The sequence below is a fragment of the Caldisphaera sp. genome, from assembly GCF_049974385.1.
Classification (GTDB): domain Archaea; phylum Thermoproteota; class Thermoprotei_A; order Sulfolobales; family Acidilobaceae; genus Caldisphaera.
On record NZ_JBMFIW010000044.1, the window covers coordinates 1 to 2,501 of the forward strand.

Genomic DNA, 2,501 nt, shown 5'->3' on the forward strand with positions numbered 1-2,501 from the left:
ACAGCAGCAGAGATGTGGGCGCAGGCATTACATGAAATAGATCCAAACATAAATGCACAACCTTTATACATGCCATTTGTAACTATGTATGCATATGATTCTGTGTATGGCCAAAACCCAATGCCTATATTTTATATGGGTTGGTCTCCAGGAACTCCTACGGCTTTAGAATTTGCCCAAGGAATGATCGAACAAGGGGGACCTTATGCTGCTCCTGATGGCTTTAATTCAACCTATTTAAAAGAAGTTAGTAGTTATTTTGCATCACAAAACAATACATATTTAGCAAATTTATTTGCAAATGAAAGCTATACTTACTCTTTACTAAATAATTTAACATTAAAAGCAATGGCTGCAGAGGTTGCAGGAAATACGAGTGAAGCACTAGACCTATATAAACAAGTAGACCAGCTTACAATAAACCTATATATGTATGTATACACAATACAACCTACTAACATGTGGGTACTGAAACCCTACATCCACGGCTATAACAATGAGATTTCATGGGAAGAAAATCCATTAACCAATGCGGCGGTTGACTCCGTATATTGGTGGTGGGAAAAGTAATTTACAATTTAATTACCTTTTTCAATAAATTATTATCTATTTTTTTATATCTTTCTAAGCTACCAACATCAATCCAATCATTATTATAAATATAGGCTTTTACTTTCATATTATTTTTTATCATATATGGTATTAAATCTCCCATTATGTCAAACTTTGTTCCAAGCTCTTTTTCTGCATTTTTTAGAACATTGATATTTAAAGATAAAATACCTATAGTTACTTTAACGTTTAACCATGGTTTTTCTTTAAGACTTAAAACATTATTATCATTATCTATTTCAGCTACACCCACAGGTATTTGATATTTATTTGCAACAACTAATACAGCATCTGAATTTTCTTTAAGTTGAAGATCTATTACATGCTTAGGATTAAGATTGGCTAATATATCTCCATACCATATCAATACTGGATTAGAGCTTATAAGATTGTTTTTATATGCTTTTAATAGAGAACCGCCAGTATTACTATAATTTTCGTCATCTATGCTATATCTTATATTCGTATTATACCTTTTTCCATCTTCAAAATAATTTTTAATATATTTCCATTTATAATTAACTAACAAGATTATTTCCTCAAATCCATTTTTTGTTAAATATTGAACAACATAATCTAATATAGGCTTTTCTTCATCCCCTAATGGAATCATAGGCTTTGGAACTATATCTGTATATGGCCTGAATCTTGAACCCTCTCCACCTGCTGGGATTACAGCTGTAAGATTCAAAACTTCCACCTAGCCTGATTATCTATTATTTAATCTAATATTTAAATATTATAATATAGCATAATTTGTAATTATTAATAAATAATTTTTTATTATTTATTGATCTTTATCTAAAATTGCTATTTAAGTTTTATATGATTTTATTTTCAATAAATATGCTATCTTTATGTAATAGCTGGGATTCACGATAAATATAGTAATTTGAACTATAAAGAATTAAATAACCGCCCCAAATTCCTTTTATTTCAAGTTCCTTGTTTTCTATGTTACCTTGTATATAATTAATCTTAGGTTGCTTTATTCTAAAAAATTCTGCTTCCCTAGAAATATCAAATTTTTTAGAAATTTTCTCAATATAATTTTTCATTCTAACTAAAGAATTATATAGACTTTCTGTTTGAATCCATTTATGTCTCCACAGTTCATTAGCTAACTTGTTTTTTGATATATTAATTTCCATCAATCTTGCTTTATATAAGCTATCAGTTATATATATCTGCGTTGCTATTATATGAGGTTGTTCTGCTATTCTTTCTAATATTCTGAATTTCCTTGTAGTACCAACTTTTGGTAAATCTTCACCAAAGTCAACCAAATAAACTACATATTCTCCTCCTTTTATTTTATTATCAATTTCTTTGCATGCTTCTAAAGACTTCTCACCTCTATATGATAAGCATAAATTATATATTGCCCTTTCACTTCTTTTATGTTTGCTACAAAAACCTTCTGACATAACTGGACAATAAAACCTCTTTGAGGGATCATCTGCCTCTTCTAAAGGTCCATTATGCCATTCGCAATAACTATTTAAGTCATTTTCAATAATTTTAATTGGGCCTTTGTATTTGTAAACCTCTGGAAATCCAATTTTTTGTATCAACATGTAATCTAAATTAGATTCGTATGTTTTTATGGTGAAAGACTCATTACCTAATAATATACCTTTTCCAGGCTTCACTTCTTCTTTAACTTCATTTTCTATTTTCTTTTTAACGAGCCTCAAAATAACTCTTTCATACATTTCTTGTCAAAAAATAATTGACACATTAAAAAATAAAAGTTTTATTGGTATTTATCCTTTAACCCACCAGTAATATAATGAGTCTCCGCCTCCTCCAATCATTGGGTTTTCTTCATAGCTTATTTGATTATTAAATCCATGCATATATGGCTTTATTATCCAATACGCATTTGG

At 29.1% G+C, this 2,501-nt stretch carries 2 protein-coding genes and 1 pseudogene; 1 reads left to right on the forward strand and 2 read right to left on the reverse strand.

Annotated elements, in window-relative coordinates; translation table 11 throughout:
- Nucleotides 1-570, forward strand: a pseudogene (locus tag ACP5GV_RS07970) (ABC transporter substrate-binding protein); the annotation flags it as partial.
- Between the two features lies 1 nt (nucleotide 571).
- Here the strand turns inward: ACP5GV_RS07970 and ACP5GV_RS07975 are convergent.
- Together ACP5GV_RS07975 and ACP5GV_RS07980 are read right to left on the reverse strand one after the other, a co-directional pair.
- A complete protein-coding gene (locus ACP5GV_RS07975; protein ID WP_428103252.1) occupies nucleotides 572-1,312 on the reverse strand; it encodes a nucleotidyltransferase family protein in 741 nt (246 codons plus the stop codon).
- A 121-nt stretch (nucleotides 1,313-1,433) separates the two neighbouring features.
- Nucleotides 1,434-2,327 (reverse strand): DUF2797 domain-containing protein, encoded by an 894-nt coding sequence (locus ACP5GV_RS07980; protein ID WP_428103254.1) that lies wholly within the window; start codon nucleotides 2,325-2,327, stop codon nucleotides 1,434-1,436.
- Between the last annotated feature and the right edge of the window lie 174 nt (nucleotides 2,328-2,501).

What these genes read in the sequence shown, in the direction of transcription:
- ACP5GV_RS07980 (WP_428103254.1), bottom strand. Translation starts at nt 2,327, where the DNA reads ATGTATGAAAGAGTTATTTTGAGGCTCGTTAAAAAGAAAATAGAAAAT.